This window comes from Candidatus Poribacteria bacterium (assembly GCA_021295715.1).
GTDB lineage: Bacteria > Poribacteria > WGA-4E > WGA-4E > WGA-3G > WGA-3G.
Genome location: JAGWBV010000064.1, coordinates 29,867 through 47,085 on the forward strand (window position 1 = coordinate 29,867; position 17,219 = coordinate 47,085).

The 17,219-nt window shown below is 49.1% G+C and carries 17 protein-coding genes; 4 read left to right on the plus strand and 13 right to left on the minus strand.

Going from position 1 to position 17,219, the window contains the following annotated elements:
* From J4G07_15870 to J4G07_15900, 7 genes are all read right to left on the minus strand, one after another.
* Nucleotides 1–251, minus strand: a 251-nt coding sequence (locus J4G07_15870) for a hypothetical protein (protein ID MCE2415467.1), incomplete at its 3' end; no start/stop codon positions are given.
* Entirely contained in the window at nucleotides 248–487 is a 240-nt protein-coding gene (locus tag J4G07_15875) for a thioredoxin fold domain-containing protein (GenBank protein ID MCE2415468.1), read from the minus strand. The genes J4G07_15875 and J4G07_15870, both read right to left, overlap by 4 nt.
* Nucleotides 488–502: 15 nt before the next feature.
* Nucleotides 503–745, minus strand: a complete 243-nt coding sequence (locus J4G07_15880) for a hypothetical protein (protein MCE2415469.1) — start codon at nucleotides 743–745, stop codon at nucleotides 503–505.
* A gap of 111 nt (nucleotides 746–856) precedes the next feature.
* On the minus strand, nucleotides 857–1,885 hold the full coding sequence (locus J4G07_15885; protein MCE2415470.1) for an MtaA/CmuA family methyltransferase: 1,029 nt from the start codon (nucleotides 1,883–1,885) through the stop codon (nucleotides 857–859).
* Between the two features lie 13 nt (nucleotides 1,886–1,898).
* Nucleotides 1,899–2,555: a hypothetical protein gene (locus tag J4G07_15890; GenBank protein MCE2415471.1), complete on the minus strand. Its 657-nt coding sequence runs from the start codon at nucleotides 2,553–2,555 to the stop codon at nucleotides 1,899–1,901.
* Between the two features lie 20 nt (nucleotides 2,556–2,575).
* Nucleotides 2,576–3,511, minus strand: a complete 936-nt coding sequence (locus J4G07_15895) for a serine hydrolase (protein MCE2415472.1) — start codon at nucleotides 3,509–3,511, stop codon at nucleotides 2,576–2,578.
* An 85-nt stretch (nucleotides 3,512–3,596) separates the two neighbouring features.
* Complete coding sequence (locus J4G07_15900) at nucleotides 3,597–5,141, minus strand: PQQ-binding-like beta-propeller repeat protein (protein MCE2415473.1); 1,545 nt, start codon at nucleotides 5,139–5,141, stop codon at nucleotides 3,597–3,599.
* Nucleotides 5,142–5,382: 241 nt separating this feature from the next.
* Here J4G07_15900 and J4G07_15905 point away from each other — a divergent pair, with 241 nt between their 5' ends.
* Nucleotides 5,383–6,156: an SDR family oxidoreductase gene (locus J4G07_15905; protein ID MCE2415474.1), complete on the plus strand. Its 774-nt coding sequence runs from the start codon at nucleotides 5,383–5,385 to the stop codon at nucleotides 6,154–6,156.
* Nucleotides 6,157–6,179: 23 nt separating this feature from the next.
* A complete protein-coding gene (locus J4G07_15910; protein ID MCE2415475.1) occupies nucleotides 6,180–6,656 on the plus strand; it encodes a hypothetical protein in 477 nt (158 codons plus the stop codon).
* Between the two features lie 11 nt (nucleotides 6,657–6,667).
* Here the strand turns inward: J4G07_15910 and J4G07_15915 are convergent, their stop codons facing one another.
* From J4G07_15915 to murA, 3 genes are all read right to left on the minus strand, one after another.
* Complete coding sequence (locus J4G07_15915; GenBank protein MCE2415476.1) at nucleotides 6,668–7,378, minus strand: DUF1028 domain-containing protein; 711 nt, start codon at nucleotides 7,376–7,378, stop codon at nucleotides 6,668–6,670.
* A 206-nt stretch (nucleotides 7,379–7,584) separates the two neighbouring features.
* Nucleotides 7,585–8,883 carry a histidinol dehydrogenase gene (gene hisD, locus J4G07_15920; GenBank protein ID MCE2415477.1) on the minus strand — a complete coding sequence of 433 codons (1,299 nt, stop codon included), beginning with the start codon at nucleotides 8,881–8,883 and terminating at the stop codon, nucleotides 7,585–7,587.
* 77 nt (nucleotides 8,884–8,960) lie between these two features.
* Nucleotides 8,961–10,241: a UDP-N-acetylglucosamine 1-carboxyvinyltransferase gene (murA, locus tag J4G07_15925; protein MCE2415478.1), complete on the minus strand. Its 1,281-nt coding sequence runs from the start codon at nucleotides 10,239–10,241 to the stop codon at nucleotides 8,961–8,963.
* Between the two features lie 611 nt (nucleotides 10,242–10,852).
* Between murA and J4G07_15930 the strand changes: the two genes are divergently transcribed.
* Nucleotides 10,853–11,905, plus strand: a complete 1,053-nt coding sequence (locus J4G07_15930; protein ID MCE2415479.1) for a Gfo/Idh/MocA family oxidoreductase — start codon at nucleotides 10,853–10,855, stop codon at nucleotides 11,903–11,905.
* Nucleotides 11,906–12,221: 316 nt separating this feature from the next.
* On the opposite strand, the gene J4G07_15935 is transcribed toward J4G07_15930, so the two are convergent.
* The 3 genes from J4G07_15935 to truA form a co-directional block, all read right to left on the minus strand.
* The gene (locus J4G07_15935; protein ID MCE2415480.1) at nucleotides 12,222–13,085 is read right to left on the minus strand and encodes a phytanoyl-CoA dioxygenase family protein; all 864 of its coding nucleotides are present in this window, start codon (nucleotides 13,083–13,085) and stop codon (nucleotides 12,222–12,224) included.
* Between the two features lie 114 nt (nucleotides 13,086–13,199).
* A complete protein-coding gene (locus tag J4G07_15940) occupies nucleotides 13,200–14,213 on the minus strand; it encodes an HD domain-containing protein (protein ID MCE2415481.1) in 1,014 nt (337 codons plus the stop codon).
* A gap of 490 nt (nucleotides 14,214–14,703) precedes the next feature.
* Nucleotides 14,704–15,483 carry a tRNA pseudouridine(38-40) synthase TruA gene (gene truA / locus J4G07_15945; protein MCE2415482.1) on the minus strand — a complete coding sequence of 260 codons (780 nt, stop codon included), beginning with the start codon at nucleotides 15,481–15,483 and terminating at the stop codon, nucleotides 14,704–14,706.
* A gap of 444 nt (nucleotides 15,484–15,927) precedes the next feature.
* Here truA and J4G07_15950 point away from each other — a divergent pair, with 444 nt between their 5' ends.
* The gene (locus J4G07_15950) at nucleotides 15,928–16,908 is read left to right on the plus strand and encodes an RluA family pseudouridine synthase (protein MCE2415483.1); all 981 of its coding nucleotides are present in this window, start codon (nucleotides 15,928–15,930) and stop codon (nucleotides 16,906–16,908) included.
* The last annotated feature ends 311 nt before the right edge of the window (nucleotides 16,909–17,219 follow it).

Below are 17,219 nucleotides of genomic sequence, written 5' to 3' on the forward strand. Positions count from 1 at the left end.
CTCGCAATGAGGGTCAAGTCAAGGATATTGACGATCCCGTCACTGTTGACATCTGGGTTAGGGGTCTGATCTGCTGTGGGTGTCGTGCCGAAGTTTGCCGCGACGAGCGTTAGATCCAGGATATTTATCACTCCGTCGGCGTTGACATCGGATGCTCTTAATGTGTCGAGATCCGCGTCTTGTGTATAGCCTACGGTTGAATAAGTGAGAATCATACAGGTCGTTAAAAATAAAAAAGTGATTTTTCTCATTTTTTCTCCTCCGTTTCTTCAATCTCTAAGATTCCAAGGATTCGTTTCACCAGCTCAGCTTTAGGCATTGCCCCAACGAAGCCCTCGACCATCTCTCCGTCCCTGAATACGATATAAGTGGGCGTTCCGCGAATGTTATATTCAGTTGTTTTATCGGGTTGCGTCCTTACATCCAACTTCACGAAACTAAAGACATCTCGATATTCCAAGGCAACTGCTGCGACCACCGGGCGCATCAATATGCAAAAGGATCAGGTATCGTCTTTAAATTCTACCACAATAGGCAGTTCAGAACCCAAGACAATAGCGTCAAACGTGGCATCCGTGACTTCAAACGGGATGCCAGATCTGCTACCAAAATGGCTCGCGACGAGTGTCAGATCGAGGATATTGACAGTGCTATCACCGTTGACATCTATGTTAAAGGTCTGATCTGCTGTGGATGTCGTGCCGAAATTTGCCGCGACGAGTGTCAGATCGAGAATGTTTACCACGCCATCGGCAGTTGATTTCTTGTGTGTAGCCTATAGTTAAGAAATTGATCAACATTAAACAGGTCGTTAGCAGCAAAACCGTAATTTTGTTCATCTCTTTTTCCGTAGGGGTTATATTTTTGCGTGATGCCATTCTTGGACGGCTTCGGGAATCGCTTGCAAATTTTCGATAGTTGTCTGAAGTGGGATTGCACACTCCGGTCCGATCAATGGAACACCCGCATCAAGGTTTTTCACGACTTCTGCTTTAACGTCTTCTGGCTCTTTAGAAAAGAGGGTTTCGGGATTGTTAATGTTTCCGACAAGCGCAATGCGCTCCTGAACAATGTCCATGGATTCCTGCGGTTCGTTTTTGGAATCGTAGTGAAAGGCAGACATACCGGTTTGTGCGATGTATTCCATTCTGTCAACCGTGCGACCGCAGATGTGCAGGATTAAAGGGATAGGGATGCGTTCAACGAATTCGATGTGAAGGTCCCGAAGGTAGCGTTGATAGTATTCACCGCTGACGAGATCGCCTGTAGCGTGGTCAGGGAGCGTCAGCGCGTCGGCACCTGCCTCGATTTGTGCGACCCCGAATTGCACAGTGGCTTCCTTCATCCGATCGAGGGAAAGTTTCGTTTTACCCGGATCGTCAAGCGAGAGCAACAGGAAAGGTTCAACCCCGAAGCAGTGGTAGCCGAGAGACCAAGGTCCCATTGTTTTTCCAATGATAGCGACATCATTGCCGTATTCTTTCTTTAGGATTTTAATCGCTTCCAAGACGCACTGGATGTCTGGATGGGTCAGGAAGTCGTCCGGGACAACGATATCGTCAACGTCTTCCCAGATCGGTTCTCGCATCCTCACCGTGGGCCAATTGTCCTTCTGTTCCCACTGAATTTTGCAACCGAGTGCGCTCGATTCTTGGATGATCGTGAAAACGGGCATGATGGTATCGAAGCCGAGTTCGGTATATCCTGTCGCAGCGAGCCGTGCCATGAGTTCCGGTTCTCGATTCGCTTGTGGAAAGGGAGCCTCCACGAGATCCATCAGTTCAACGGTCGCGACGGAGGTGGGATTACAAACAGGTGTTCGATCGGTGGGTTCATTGCGGAGCGCGGCGAGCACCCGTTCACGTCCCGTCATTGATGTAGGCATCTTCATTTTCCTTTTATGTTTGCTGACTTGGGGCAGAAAGCACCCCGCGTGAGGCACCCATCTCCTCTTTTCGCAAGACGACTCTGACGTTCGGGGCGCGGATCAACAGAAGGCCGATCAGTGCGTCATGGGAATGTCCACAGGCGAAACTGACCGTATCCTTGTTATCGGTTTCGACACTTTCCATTTCACCTAATTTCATCAAGCCGCCTGCAATCGCTGATATCCGTCGTGACGCACCTCTGCCTTCGCCGTTTGCACTCACCTGATACGTGCCGTTTCCCATTGAATCGACGGTGATGATGAGTTGGGATTTCTTGTCCAGTATGTTTAGAGGTCGTGGTTCCGTATCGGTGCTTGATGTGAGTTTGCATGCCTCCAAGAAAACGCGGCGACAGGCAGCTTCGTGGATGTTTTTACACGGGAAATAGAGCAGACCATCGGGGGTTTTTAGCATGCCACCGAGTATTTGCATGGCTTGCACAACTTCCTGAATTCTCTCAGCGGCATCAGTGATTTGGCTATAGGTATGGACAAGAAAGACGGGGAAATCTGTTCCAGTCGTTGCATCGGCAATTTGCTGACAATAGAGTCCAATCGTAATATCGTGGAAGTGTGGATCGATGGGTATGAGTTCAATACGTCTGCCGATGTCAACAATGCGTCCCATTATGGATTTCCTCACAGCGATTAGCGATGGGCGAGTCTACCGCCGTAGTGATTTTCATAAATGTACTTGTAGGCACGTTCTGAGAGCCGCCGCAAGATAAATGTGCGCTGGTTTCTCCAATTCGCAAAGGGTTGCCAGCGGTTTTTGTAACTCGTTTTGGTTCTGTCCTCCATTAGCCCAACGAAAATATAAGGTCTCGGTTTGCCTTGTGGGTCTCGGAGCACTAATATGCCGCCGTCTCCTACCAATCCGTAGACAGTGCCGGTTTTATTATAGACTGCCACCGATGCGGGAATGTAGGTTCTTTTAAAGATATAGTCCCCGTTTTTGAGTTTGAAGTACCATTTCATTTTATCGGAATAAGGGAGTCGTCCGTGCCATAACCGTAGAAAGAACGTGCCGAGATCACGAGCAGATGTCATATTCTTGTAAGTCCGTCCGCTGGTTGGTATGTATTCGACAATCCGTGTCTGTTTAAAGTAGGGGTAATTGGTTCTGAGTATCCGCTCTACTCGGGCAGGTCCACCAAGGAGCCGAATAAAGTAGTTGGTTGATGGATTTGAGCTTCGCTGGATCATGGCTCTCAGGTGTCCCCTGTTTGTATTTGTGTGTGCTTGCCGTTTGTGTTTAACTTCATGAAAATAGGCGAGCATAACGAAGTTCTTAATCAGTGAGGCTGCCATCATCTGCTTCTCTTCGTTAATTGACACCAGTTTTTTATTTTTTGAGATATCATAGACGACGAAACTCGTTCGATCCGTTGATGACAAGGCGCGGCGACTCCGCTTGTTTTTGATATAGATTTCAAAGGTTGCCTCCAAGGGCGAATCGAGCGTCGCTCGGATTTTACTTGGGACACTCCAATATTTTGCCGCTGACGCACTACCTATCGGAAACAGGAGCGCGACCGTCCAACAGATCATGAGAGGGTATAAATTTCGTATATATCTAAGCATGTGACGTCTATTTCCTTTCTCATTCTTCTTTCGCTGAGGGATGAAGTATAGGGTATATAAGTGCAAAAGATGTCTGAGTTGTAAATCACTTGATGCTGGAATTAATATCTGTATTGATAGTTGATAGTTGATAGCACGCCGCTTCACGATCGTTTCGGACAAGAAGGTAATCCCCCGCGAGGGCGGGTGTGTTCCAAGTTCTACCTTTTAGTGGCGCAAAGCGCGCATGTTCTACATGGCTGTCCGGATTTGGATCTACGAGTACAACTTCGCCGGATTCGGTCAAAACGAGAAGAACATCGGAAATGAGGAGCGTCTGTCCATGTCCGTACCTACCTCGTTTCCATTGACGTATACCATCGGCTGGGTTTATACAGGCAAAAATTCCATCGTCTAACCCGTACAGATAGCCTTCGTAGTAAATAATATTAGTGAATTTCGCTTTTAGATATATAGTCTCCCATAGAGTAGAGACGCTGAATTCACCGGTTGGGTTACGAGAAATTTGGAACAGTTTCGCACCGACACCGTAACCGCTTGAAACAAGAAGTTTGTCATCAGGGAGCGGGACCGGTTGCGAGACACATTCGACTGATGGAGTAGGCCACGGTTGCTTCCATAAGAGTTCACCGCTCAACGGTTCATGTGCCGTGACGAGTCCTTGGTTAAAAATTACGATTTGTTTGACACCCGCGAAAGTGGTGAGGAATGGTGAGCTGTAACCACTCTTGATCCTATGTCCTATCCAAACAACTTCCCCGGTTTCTCTGTGATATGCCACCGCACCACCAGCACTGACGACTACGAGGTCATCGAAAACAAGTGGCGAAATGCTTACGCCCCAAGGCGGGGTTTCTGCCTCGTGTTCTTCAAAGATGTTCGTTGTCCAGAGTTGCTCTCCGGTTTCGAGGTCAAGACAGTTGAGAATCCCGGTTGAACCGACGGTGTAAACCCTGTTACCCGAGATCGTTGGTGTTGCTCGCGGTCCCTGCCCAGCGGGAGGTACGTCGTATCTCGCGAAATCTTGATGGCTCCACTTCACGTTACCAGTGTGGAGCTCATAGCAGACCACTTTTTCTTGCTCGCCTTCTTGTTCTTGTGTGATCGCGGAATTACCGGCAATTGCAAATCCTGACCAACCCGCACCCACAGGGCGCCGCCACACTAACTGCGGTGGATGCATGTCCCATTTCAGGTTCAATTGCGTTGTTGATATGATACCATCTCGATTCTGCCCGAGGAATTGGGGATAGTCCTTTGGGGATATATGGGGATCCAGCACGTTTTCAGAACTCAATAGGAAGGTGCTTTGGCTCTCTTGCCACCGCCATTCAAAGATCGGGACGAGGTCGCCGCTGAATCCTTTGAATTCGAAGACGTTGGTGCCGAGAAAAATAACCAAAATGATCGCTGCGAGGGAAATAAACTTCGCTCGCCGTCTCATTTCAGAGAGGAATAACAACCATAGGATACTCAAAGCGATTGTGCCAATCACAATCATGGTGGTTAAGAGAATCCTATCTTGGCGATGACCCGCGTCCGAAATCCATGTCACCAGTGTGCCTAAAACGGCTAAGACGATGACAACCCAAAGAGGCCACCAACGGATTGATTTTGCGGTGTTTTCCACTGTGAGAGTTCCTTTTCCCTTCATGAAACGTGAAATTATGCCGAAATTTCAGCGTTTTACGCTACCATACTAACTATAATAGTGTTTTTTAGTATTATTTGTCAAGAGGAAATTTGTAGGGGACTGGGCTGAAGGCATTTATTCTGCGGTAAATCGTGTGAAACTTTGCATAATAATTGGACGTATGATAAGATATTGGTGTCCAAAGAAAAAGCAGAATTGTGTGAAAGAGGAGAACAGGATGCGTTTTGAGAACAAGGTCGCATTTGTAACAGGGGGCGGTGGACCGTTAGGTATCGGGAGAGCGGCGTGTTTGGCATTTGCCCGTGAAGGGGCGTCTGTCGTTGTTGCGGGCGGTAGGCGCGCAGATGCTGTAGCTGCCGAGATCCGGGCAGACGGCGGAGAGGCACTTGCTGTTCCGTTGGATGTCACCCTGCCTGAGGACGTAAAGGCAGCCGTAAAGCTGGCAGTCAATACGTTTAAACGGATTGATATTCTCTTCAATAACGCAGGAATTCTTGGTAGGCAGCCGTTGTTTGAGGTGACACCAGAGCAGTTTGATCACGTAATGGCGGTGAATGTGAAGGGGTGCCTTCTCTGTGCACAGGCGGTCGCTGAAGTGATGATTCAGCAAGGTATACGAGGACGGATTATTAACAATTCATCTATTTTTGCTGAAGAATCTCACGTCGGTGTTTTGAGTTATTGTGTGAGTAAAGCTGCGCTGAATAGGCTCACGCGGAGTCTCGCCCTCGAACTACGTCCACACGGTATCACCGTGAATGCCGTAGCACCGGGCGGCGGCGCACCCACCGGTATGAATGCTTCACAGAATCTCCCTGAAGATGACACCCTACCGGATTTACCGCCTGCTTCACCCAACGCGCCACCCCTTGAACGGGGCGCAACCGTGTGGGATTATATCGGTGCAGTCTTGTTTCTTGCCTCTGATGAAGCCGCCTATGTTAGTGGTGATATTATCACTATTGACGGAGGAGCTGTTTCGCGTCGATGAATTGTAATTAGGAGAAGACTTTTTTGGCGTTTATTCATATGTTGAAAACTTACAGTTACGTTCTCTTTGAGTGGCTAAAAGCGTATGGGGTGATGCTGCTGGGTGTCTCTGTCGCCAGTTTTATCATTAGCATCCTCTTTTGCACGTTGGTCATTGCTTATTTACCTACTGACTATTTCTTGCCGAATAGACAGGAGAACCGTATCAGATATCCCGTTTTGCGGATAGGTCTCAAGTGCTTAAAAAATCTATTCGCGGTGGTCTTGGTTGTTGTAGGGATTATACAGATCCTCTTGCCGGGACAAGGTGTTTTGACGATGCTGATAGGGATTATCATCAGCGATATTCCGGGAAAGCGGAAGTTGGAACGTCGGATTATACGATCGCCGATCATCTTAGCCACTGCAAACGGGATTCGTTCGCGTTTTAAACGTCCGCCGCTTGTATTGGATGAATCAATGGAAGTATCTGGGGCAGAATCGTCATCGCAATGTGGATGACGACGATCGGACTACCGTGGCAGCAATTGCTTATGAATCTCCAGTAGCCGTTGGAGCTCTTCGATCGGCTTCTCGGCATCGTCCACCCGTAGATCGATAAATCGGTCATTGAACCCGCCGTAGCCACTATCTTCTTGAACGACGAGTAGGGCGGCTGACTGTTGCCCGCGTCTGTCGCCACCCTTTTCTTGTCCTGCGAAGAGTGCCGCCATTAATTTATCTGCCAGTTCGCCGTCTGTTTCCTCGAACGCTTTCCCCATTGCCTTGACGACGTCTTCACCAGCGAGGATGTTCCCTTGCGCCGTGTAATGTTTTCCTGAGACGGCACCAGCCCACTCGTTGCATTCATCACCTGTATAGTTGGCGACATTGCCTTTCGCATCGACGATGCCTACCTGTCGCGTTGCGCGTCCCGAATCATCAGCGACGAGACGTGCCAAAGTCTGTTCTGCGGAGAGTCCGCTTTTAAGGAGTTTTAAACCGTTAGGTCCGTATGTGGTGTTTGCATGAGATTGGGTCGCAATCGCGCCAATACCTACCTCTGCCCACGGGACAACCGAGCCAACAGCGAAAAATTTGGATTGCACAGCGATCCCAAGGGCACCGGTTTCTGCGTCATAGCCGACAATTGAAAACGTCGCGACGGGAGGCTGAACAGCTTTCTCACTGGATATGTCCGGATCGGAAAGGTGGAACAGTAGACTAAAGGGAATCAAAAGCATTTGGTGGGTCTCCTAAAGGGTTCCCGTAGGTTGGGTAGAGCGGTGAATGACCAAGTTTCCTTCAATCTATTGAGAAAATCCTGCTATTCAATGACACATCGATGTGAATAGCCATAGCGAAACCCAACAATCCGACTGTAGTTCCTGTAGGTTGGGTAAGCGGTGGATAACCAAGTTTCCTTCAATAGTGGAACCCAACAATCCGGCTAATCTTCTTCAAATCGGATTTTCATAGCGGCTGCATGTCCTTCGAGTCCTTCAACCTCAGCGAGTTTAACGACGGATGGTGTGACTTCCTCTAAAGCCGCCTTGGTGTATGAGATGAGACTCGACTTCTTTAGGAAATCGTCAACGCAGAGTGGCGAAGCGTAGCGTGCGGCTGTTCCTGTTGGCAAGACAGCGTTTGGTCCAGCGATGTAATCCCCAACGACTTCCGGGGAATAGGGACCTATAAAGATAGCACTGGCATTATGCACGTCTCCGAGCCTATCGAATGGGTTTTCGATGTGAAGTTCAAGGTGTTCCGGTGCGATTTCATTAGCGAGGGTGAACGCCTCGGATAGGTTTGATGTGATAAACGCGGCACCGAAGTTCCCAAATGCTTCTGTGAGTTCGGCACGGCGAGGTAAGGATTCTCCCTGAACCTCGATCGCTGATTTCACCTGTTCGGCGAAACCGAGAGATGGTGTAATGAGGATCGCAGCGCATTCGGGTCCGTGCTCCGCTTGCGAGATGAGATCCGCGGCGACGTAATCCGGGTCGGCTGTGCTGTCGGCGATGATAAGGATTTCGCTGGGTCCCGCTAATTTATCTATATCAACATGTCCGTAGACCTCTTTCTTGGCGAGTTGAACATAGAGGTTACCCGGTCCGACGATTTTATCGACAGATGGGATGGTCTTCGTGCCATATGCCATCGCGGCAACGGCTTGTGCACCGCCGCATTTGTAGATTTCTTGGATTCCGCATTCTGCAGCGGTAACCAGCATATACGGGTTGATGGCACGATTTCGCATCGGAGGGATACAGGCGGCGATTTCTTCGACACCCGCAACGGTAGCAGGGATGACATTCATCAACAATGAAGAGACGAGGAGTTGGCTGATTGCTGGAACATGGACGCCGACGCGCCTGAGCGGACGAATCAGATGTCCGAGCATGACACCATTGGGTTCTGTTGACATCCATGACGTCCGTAACTGTTTCTGGTGGAATTTTTCGATGTTTGTTCGGGCGTGTGTGAGTGCGTCTATAAATTCGGACGGAACCTCTAAATACGCTTCCCCAAATTCTTCTCGCGATACCTTTAGTTCTTTGACTGAGATACGGGGTGCGTCGAGTTTGCGCGTATATCGGACAACCGCTTTATCCCCTTCCGATTGCACATCATTCAAAGTCCGTCGGACTGTCTTTAAGATACCTTCATCCGTTAACTTGCCCCGCGCCATCAACTTTGAGAGAAATACCTCAGCCTCCTTGGTACCCATCTCGACAATTTGTAACATTCTTCAATAATCCTTCCGCTTGATTCGCGACGTTTATAGAGCAAATTTTGGAATCCAACAAGCGGGACCAAAAGAGGTTAAACTTCTTCTTCGTTGTCGTTGACTCTTGTAATGTTTGCCCCGATGTTGTTAAGTTTTTCCTCGATGGATTCGTATCCACGATCGATGTGATAGACCCGGGACACGACGGTTTCACCGAGTGCCGCCATGCCAACTGCCACAAGAACAGCACCCGCGCGCAGATCGGAAGCCATCACTGGTGCCCCGCTGAGTCTGCGGACACCATTAATCACTGCCTTGCTGCCATCGAGCATGATGTCTGCGCCCATACGGTTCAATTCCGCAGCATGAATGTAGCGATCTGTGTGTACATTTTCCATAATAATGCTGGTCCCGGATGCGAGGCAGAGCAGTCCCATAATTTGTGCTTGCATATCTGTCGGAAAACCCGGGAAGGGCTCCGTTATGACATCAATCCCTTGAATCTCACGCGGCGTTGTAACGCGGACACCATTGTCATCCCAATTTAATTCGACACCTGCTTCAGTGAGTTTTTTCGAGACGGCAGGAATTTGTTCCGGAGTGATGCCTTTGACATAGACATCGCCTCTCGTAATAGCACTCGCAACCATGAAGGTGCCAGCCTCAATATCGTCGGATATAACGGTGTGTTCGGTGCCGCGCAGCTGCTTAACACCGTGAATCGTCAGCACGGAAGTACCAATGCCTTCTATATCTGCTCCCATTGCATTGAGGAAACAGGCGAGATCAGTGATATGCGGTTCACGTGCTGCGCTTCGAATAACCGTTGTGCCTTCAGCTAAAGTGGCAGCCATCATCACATTCGCAGTTGCACCAACACTGGGTCCGTGCTGTCCCATGAGATACATCTCTGTGCCAACAAGGCGTTCCGCTTGCGCATAGATGTATCCGCGTTCTACTGTGACTTCTGCACCTAAATGCTCTAAGCCTCGGATGTGCAAGTCAATGGGGCGCGGTCCAATGGCACATCCGCCGGGGAATGAGACTTTCGCTTTCCCTAATTTCGCCACGAGTGGACCGAGAACATAGATAGACGCGCGCATTTTTCGCACGAGTTCGTAAGGGGCTTCGTATTCTAAGTGGTTTATTGGCTCAATATACAGCGAGTCGTCTTTTATTTTTGTTGTCGCACCGAGTCCTTCCAACACAGCACTGAGGGTTTTTACGTCTGTTAAGTTTGGTACATTATGAAGGACACTGGCGCCATCGCCGAGGATCGCAGCGGCAACGGCGATCGGCAAAACTGCGTTTTTGCAACCGCTGACCGGGATCGTTCCTTGGAGACGGGTACCACCTTTGATGATTAATTTTTCCATTTCCTTCTCCTTACAAGTTTTTTAGTCGCCGAGTGTAGTGGGTTCTGTTAACCCTATCCTGCATAAACGATGCCAATCGGTTACTTGTTACAAACTATAAACACTATATGGCTTTATATGGTTATTTATATTCAAGACATGTAAAGGTTTCAGTAATACTATCGCGTAATTTATACCAATCTGTTATATGTTAGACACTATAGGTAGTACGTGGCTTTATATGACTTCTTAGTTTTGAAAGATGTGTTAAAAAGGACACATGTATCGTAGTTATCGGTTATCCGTTGTCAGTTGTCAGTCAGAATCGCAAGCACAGCGCGTTCTACAAGAAGCAGCTTTCGGAAAAGAACAATATTATCCGAAAATCGGACCTTGAGAATTCGCTTGTATTGATAGCGGATTTTTGATAGCATGTAATTCTCGTAAGATTTACGTCAATTTGATTTAAGGGTTGTCAACCGTCAGCATTGTCCCGCAAGTCTCCCACACGCGGCTTGCATCGCAATCAGTAAATGGGTGTGGCAGTTGCAAATTATCTTACTGCCGCAAATTGCTCTTTACTGATAGCCGACAGCCGATGGTTTCCGATAGCCGATAAAAAGGTAAAACAGATGGCAGACAAAACATATCGTGTTGGAATTATTGGATGCGGTGGCATGGGGCGTTCCCATGCGAATAATTGGATGAGTACAGGTCGTGCCGAGGTTGTCACGGCTTCAGATATCAGCGAAGAATCCGCCGAGCAATTTGCAGAAGAGTTTGGACTGCAAACGCGCTATACCGATTTCGGTGAAATGTGCGAGAAAGAGGATTTGGACATCGTTAGTATTACAACGTGGCAGAGCGTCCGTGCCGAACCGACGATCGCTGCTGCGGAGAACGGTGTACTCGGCGTTATTACCGAAAAACCGATGGCGGCTTCGGTTGGCGATGCACAGGACATGATGGATGCCTGTGACAAACACGACGTGAAGTTAGTCGTTGGACATCAACGGCGTTTCAGCCCCCAAAATTGCGAGGCGCGCCGCCTCATCCAAGAAGGGGCAATCGGTCAACCGCAGGCGATGCTCCGTCGTGATGGACACGGGCTTTTGAACCGTGGCACCCATGAAATCGACGAAATGCGCTATATCCTCGGTGATCCCGATCCGTTATGGCTCATCGGTCAAGTCGCACGCAAAACCGATCGCTGGGAACGTCGGGTCAGAACTGAAGACCTATGTATGGCGGAAATCTGCTTTGAAAACGGTATCCGCGGCATATACGAAAGCGATTTACCGGAACCTGTCCTCCGAGGTGATGTCGTCTACGGGGACGATGGACAGCTCCGTCGTGGTGAAAACGGGACGATCGAACTCCTCAACAGCAAAGCCGCTGGCTGGCAGGTCATTGAACCCCGCCAAGGTGAACCGAATCAATTTGATGAAATGTTAGCATGGATTGAAGGTGATGTCGATGAACACCGCAATGCTGGCAGACATGGGCTCTGCACGATAGAAATCTTGATGGCGATTTATGAATCGTTGCGCCTCCAAGACGTTGTTACGTTCCCGTTAAAAACGCGACCCAACCCGCTTGATCTTCTCGTTGAAGGTGGAAAGTTACCCGTATTTGTTGAGGGACGCTACGATATCCGGGCACCATTCCCAGAAGAGAAAAAATAACTGAGTGGCAGTCAGCAGTCGGCAAATTAGCCATCAGCAATCGGCAATCGGCAATCAGCAAAGACGCAAGCGTTACAGAACGCCGCTTTTCTTTATTTTCACTGCGAAGCATGCTGAAAGGGTTGCGTAGCAACCCGACCTGACTGCTGACTGCCATTCTTTACCGATCGCTGAAAGGTTTTTTCGCAAGAAAAAACTGGGGAAACACCCTATCAAAAACACCTGATTGCTGACTGCCACTCAAACGAAGCCCTTTTTTCCTGACCGCTGATTGCTAATTCTCTGATAGCCGATTGCTGACTGCTGACTGCCATTTTTAGCAATCTACGTCTTTTCCTTCGCTTCCGTAGACGTCCATCCGTTCCTGTGTTGTGATCTCTCCCACACTCGCCGGTTTGTAATGGAGTTGTAGCGCGCGTCGTCGCTGTTCCGATTGGTTGACAGGGCTTCCGTGATGGGTCAAACCGTGCCAGAAAAGACATCCACCCGGCTTCAGCGGAACCATCGTGTCCCGCGCAACTGGCACATCTGTATCGCAAATCTGCCAATCTCGGCGCTTGAAATGGATCATCGGTCCTTCGTTATTTGAACCCGGAATGACGTGCAAACATCCGTTTTCAGGCGTGGCTTCATCTAAGGCGATCCATACGCCGACAACCGTTGTCCCTTCCGGTAGGTTAAAATAGGCGCAATCCTGATGCCACGGCTTTTCGGAACCGTGACGCGGCGGTTTGACGAGTGCCATATCTTGGAACAGTTCAGGTGTGCCCCCCACAATTTGTTCAAGTACACCAAGAAGCCCTGAATGGGCGGCGATCGCGTTCAGACGCGGTTCGTAGTCAACAAAACCGAAGATTTTCCTGATAGCGTCACGGCGTGCTTCACCCTCCAACGCATCCTTCTTTTTGACGAGTTTCGGTTCAAATTGGATCGCTCGGAAATCCGGACACTTCCCATCCATGAGATGGAGCATACCTGCCAATGCCTCCTCGATTTCAGTAGGACTGAAGGCATCATTAATCACAAGATAACCGTGGCGATGAAAGTAGTCGATGTCTGCCTCGGTTACGGCTGGAAACCCACCGGAAATTCCCTCGGCAGCCGTGTCAAAACGATAGAGATTCGGTGAATATGGGATTTGGGCGATGTCTGTCTGTTCGCTCATCGTTGGGGTGTTCATGTAAAACTCCTTTTATGGCTGTCAGTTATCGGAACCCTCAACTTCCAGAAACCATCAATAGTTGAGAAGTTGGAAAGTTTGAACTTTAGCACACTGCGTATGCTTCCTAACTTCCTATATTTCGCCGTTACTTTCGCGGGTCATGAGGGTCAGGAAATCGTCAACCCGATCAATTGCGGTTTGAGCACGGTCGCGTGCCGATGCGTCCTGCGCCTCTTCAGCGAGCCATTGTCGTCGTTGTAGAATCCATTCGTTTTTCAGGTAATCAATTTGATTCAGGAAGTGAGGGTCTTCAGTTACACTGACAAAGTACTCAATCACACCCAGCAATCCGTATTTACGATTTATCTCCATATCGTCTAATTCATCTACCATTTGCAAGAAAAGATGCTGATTCCTGTCTTGTCGCGCTTGGGCGACTTCACGAGAGGATTCGGTCAGTAGTTTGTCAACGAATTCCTGTTTGGAATTAATCCAGCGCGGCAGGTTACGGACGTAATCCTCAAGGTCAAAGTTTCCGCGTTGGAGCGCGAAATAGGAGTGGATGTGAATGTTTCGGAAAAAAGCAGTATAACCGACGTTCGGGTCCATGGTGTCAGCGTCGTAGAGGACCTGGTTTTCAACCCTGTTGTAGAGCAGCTTAAAGTCCTCTGCTGTCAGATTCATCGGCTTCAGGTGTGCAAGGACAACGGCTGTCGCGGCTTGTACGAAATCTGGCTCGAAATCGTACATCCCCAAGATGTTCTCGGTAATGACTGCCCCGGATTCGTGATGGACCTTGCCGTGGAGGTCGTGCTTGTCGTAAAGCTCCGTAACGACGTTCTGACCAGCCGGAGTGAGCGTCTCGTTTAACCAGAAGCCGTTGTGGTCAAGGATACGTTGTCCATTGTCATCGGTCAAAATAACGCCGTCGTATCGTTTGGTGATGTCGTGCAGAGTGCCAGCGACTTCAAGCAACTTCACATCACCACCTTCGCGTTTACCGAGTTCCATGCTCAGCGCACGCACACGCATGGTGTGGTTCCATGTATAGTGGCGCCACTGGAAACCGACGCGGTTGTGTTCCCAAAGTCCGAAGGTTTCGTTAACTAAGGTTTCCAATTCATTCAAGACTTGGCTGTAGTTCATTTTTTAATTTTTCCTTGCGGTTAAAGTGCGTGCGTTTCGACTTTGACGGGCGTTGCTTATATCCGCCCTCCACTACGTTACAGGCTACGGATTTTGAGTCTATTTCAAGAGGAAACCTTTGTAGGACCATGGCTATTTAGTTTTCCATTTTTACGAAGATCTTGAACCCCCGACCCGGTAGGTGCGGTTTTGCGGCGTACTCGCCCAAATGCGATCTCCATTCCTAACCGCACCGAATCCGCTCAAAGCCCATAATTTCTTAAAACTATGGTAAATCCTAAAAATATATGAACAGTTTTCGTAGGGGTGTTTCCCGCAGGGGACCCACCCCCAAACATACCCCCTATCGCGGTAGGCGAGGTTTCTAACCTCGCCGATGCAGCGTGTCAAAGTAATTCTAAAATCTACCATAAATGACCCTATTGTAGGACGAAACCCTCTTTACTGACCACTGATTGCTGACTGCTAATTGCCATTCGCCAAATCCGCGTCAGGCGTTATATTTCACTTCAGTGAGGGATAATCCGTGTGCTGGAGCTGACATTCCTGCTGCGGCTCGGTCTTTGGTTTCTAAAATGCGGCGGAGTTGCGTGATGGCATCTCGGCATTTCGTGTTTTTGGTGCAGCTTGCGGGTTTCCAAAACTTGCTGTTAAGAGTCAAAATAGTACCGGTGATTGCGCGAACCATACCGCGCAGGAACGAATCCGCTTCGATTTCAAAATAGACGTAAGGCTCTTTTTTCCACCAGTGTGCCTCGTAAATCTCACAAACGGGGTTTATCCGGTCGCTCCCTACCTTTTGGAAGGAGGAGAAATCGTGTTTGCCAACAAGGATTTGACTAAGTTCATTTGTGAGTGAAACGTCGATTTCTGGCTGGAAACAGTAACTTGTCTGTCGCAGAAGTGCACTCGGATATTCTCGATTTAAAATCCTGTACCGGTACCGCCGACGTGTTGCGCTGAAACGGGCGTGAAATTCAGAAGACACCTCTGTTGCGGAACAGACGACGATATCCCGAGGCAGAATCGCGTTGAGTCCTTTCTGAAATGCGACGACAGGTATCTGTGAATCCGTCCGGAAGTTGGCGACCTGTCCCTCTGCGTGGACGCCGGTATCGGTCCTCCCTGCCCCAATGATCCGTATCGGGGTTTTGGTGAGTTTTGCCAGACTTTCCTCGATGGTATCTTGGACTGTCGGCAAGTTCGGTTGCGTCTGCCAGCCGTGGTAATTCGTGCCGTCGTATTCAAGCACGAGTTTGATATTTCGCATTGTGTTGCCCTGTTATAGGGTTCATAGAAGAGTGATAAATAAAGGGTATCACATTCTTATATTCAGTGTCAAATCAATTGTGAAGTGAAGTTTGGAAACTTGGACAGGGTTGTTTAGGTTCCTTTTTTCGCACCCAGGGTTATTTAGTTTTCCATGTTTTTATGCGTTTTGATCCCCCAACTCAGTAGGTGCGGTTTCCCAACCGCACTGGATCGTCGAAAAAAGGCGTGAAATCCGATATTTTCTTAAAACTGAATGACCCTGTTTCGCACCATCAAGAACTTGATAATTTCTTTCACGATATGCTATTATATCTTCAGTGAGAGATAGTGGTGAATACAGAGACTTTTACTTCTGATCCGAATCTGTCTGAAAACCCTGAGACTTTCTTATCTCCAAACGATTTACAGTCATCCGTTGTGCCGATAGGTGTGGAATTCCGCGATGAACAACGAAACCCAGGTTTATGACATCCAAGAAGATCAACGCGGGACACGTCTCGATCGCTTTCTTATCAACGCAACGGAAGGCATATCTCGGACCTATCTCCAACGGTTGATTCGCGATGGCGATGTCACCGTCAATGGCAAGGTTGGTAAACAACCGAGTTATGTGCTGCGGGACGGTGATCGGGTCTATCTAACGCTTCCACCACCGCGCCCTCTGGACACTGCCCAACCTGAGCAAATTCCACTCGACATCCTTCACGAGGATAGCCACTTAATCGTTCTGAATAAACCCGCGGGGATGCTTGTTCATCCTGCGAATGGGGTGAATGTTGGCACGCTGGTGAATGCATTGCTGGGGCACTGCACAGACCTTTCGGGTATCGGAGGTGTCGAGCGACCGGGGATTGTCCACAGGCTGGATAAGGGGACATCAGGGGTGCTCGTTGTTGCGAAAACGGATGTCGTGCATCGCGGACTCTCCGTTCAATTTGAACGTCATAGCATCACACGCCAATACGTTGCTGTCGTGTGTGGCGCGCCTACGGAAACCGCGGGGACGATTGATGCTCGAATTGCGCGGAGCCGACGGGATCGCAGGCGGATGACGACGGTTGAAACAGGCGGACGGCATGCCGTCACGCATTATGAGGTTTTAGAGAGGTATCCGCAATTCGCGCGTGTTCAACTGACGTTGGAAACCGGGCGACTCCATCAGATTCGTGTGCATCTGCAACATGTTGGACACCCAGTGGTCGGTGATACGGTTTATGGTGGTGAACAACGCGCTTTGAACGATGCCGATACGCCGCAACTGAAACAGATGCTCGCGCAACTGAAACGGCAGGCGTTGCATGCCCGTTTGCTCGGATTTGAGCATCCCGCAACGGCGGAACAGTTGACGTTTTCAGCGGAGATGCCGAAAGACATGCAACGGATTGTAGATGCCTTACAGCAGTCGAAAACTGTCAGCGCGTAAGTTGGCTTGAACTCATGTGAACCCAGTACTAAAAGTGCGCGTCTTTGCTCCATAGGAGTCGTTTCCGAGTGTGCGATAAATCGTACGACTCAAGCAAGTTCCGTTTGTAGTAGGGAAACCATTTATTGCCCGTCAATTATAGAATTATAGTAAAATCTGAAAATATGTTTACAGTTCGTCAGAGAACAAAAGCTCCACCGTCGCTGGCGAGGGTGTTTTTGATAGGGTGTTTCCTCTAGTGCTGTGTCAAGTTGAGTTTGATAGTATTGTCAGTTGGGTTGAAGGGATTTTCCCTGTAGGGGCAGTCCCTT

Excerpts from the sequence above, each read along its gene's own strand:
- J4G07_15875 (MCE2415468.1), bottom strand. The coding sequence starts at position 487 with ATGCGCCCGGTGGTCGCAGCAGTTGCCTTGGAATATCGAGATGTCTTT.
- J4G07_15885 (MCE2415470.1), bottom strand. The coding sequence starts at position 1,885 with ATGCCTACATCAATGACGGGACGTGAACGGGTGCTCGCCGCGCTCCGC.
- J4G07_15890 (MCE2415471.1), bottom strand. The coding sequence starts at position 2,555 with ATGGGACGCATTGTTGACATCGGCAGACGTATTGAACTCATACCCATC.
- J4G07_15895 (MCE2415472.1), bottom strand. The coding sequence starts at position 3,511 with ATGCTTAGATATATACGAAATTTATACCCTCTCATGATCTGTTGGACG.
- J4G07_15905 (MCE2415474.1), top strand. The coding sequence starts at position 5,383 with ATGCGTTTTGAGAACAAGGTCGCATTTGTAACAGGGGGCGGTGGACCG.
- J4G07_15915 (MCE2415476.1), bottom strand. The coding sequence starts at position 7,378 with ATGCTTTTGATTCCCTTTAGTCTACTGTTCCACCTTTCCGATCCGGAC.
- hisD (MCE2415477.1), bottom strand. The coding sequence starts at position 8,883 with ATGTTACAAATTGTCGAGATGGGTACCAAGGAGGCTGAGGTATTTCTC.
- murA (MCE2415478.1), bottom strand. The coding sequence starts at position 10,241 with ATGGAAAAATTAATCATCAAAGGTGGTACCCGTCTCCAAGGAACGATC.
- J4G07_15930 (MCE2415479.1), top strand. The coding sequence starts at position 10,853 with ATGGCAGACAAAACATATCGTGTTGGAATTATTGGATGCGGTGGCATG.
- J4G07_15935 (MCE2415480.1), bottom strand. The coding sequence starts at position 13,085 with ATGAACACCCCAACGATGAGCGAACAGACAGACATCGCCCAAATCCCA.
- J4G07_15940 (MCE2415481.1), bottom strand. The coding sequence starts at position 14,213 with ATGAACTACAGCCAAGTCTTGAATGAATTGGAAACCTTAGTTAACGAA.
- truA (MCE2415482.1), bottom strand. The coding sequence starts at position 15,483 with ATGCGAAATATCAAACTCGTGCTTGAATACGACGGCACGAATTACCAC.
- J4G07_15950 (MCE2415483.1), top strand. The coding sequence starts at position 15,928 with ATGAACAACGAAACCCAGGTTTATGACATCCAAGAAGATCAACGCGGG.